Annotated in this window: 1 protein-coding gene; it reads left to right on the top strand. The window is 58.1% G+C overall.

Features of this window, described 5'->3' with window-relative positions:
• Positions 1 to 504: CmpA/NrtA family ABC transporter substrate-binding protein (locus ACR0L4_RS23775; protein WP_480515694.1), on the top strand; the 504-nt coding region annotated here is incomplete at both ends.

Here is a 504-nt window from a genome sequence, read left to right as displayed (position 1 = left end):
CATTGGCCGCAACCATCGGGTATGGGACCGAAGCCCATATCATCACGCCATTCTCAATGGACCTGAACGGCAACGGCATCACCGTCTCCAACGAGATTTGGGAAGAGATGAAGCCGAACATCCCGGTGATGGACGACGGCCGTCCCCAGCATCCGATCAGCGCCGAGGCTCTGGCCCCGGTCGTCGAGAAGTACAAATCAGAAGGCAAGCCATTTAACATGGGCATGGTCTTCCCGGTTTCGACCCATAACTACGAGCTGCGCTATTGGCTGGCCGCCGGTGGTCTGCATCCGGGTTACTACAGCCCTGAAAACGTGACCGGTCAGATTGGTGCGGATGTGTTCCTGTCGGTGACCCCTCCACCGCAGATGCCTGCCACGTTGGAGGCCGGCACGATCTATGGCTATTGCGTGGGCGAGCCGTGGAATCAGCAGGCTGTGTTCAAGGGTATCGGCGTACCGGTTATTACCGACTACGAGCTGTGGAAGAACAACCCCGAAAAGG

The sequence above is a fragment of the Ruegeria sp. AB5 genome, from assembly GCF_056542645.1.
This window is presented reverse-complemented; position numbering and strand designations above follow the sequence as displayed.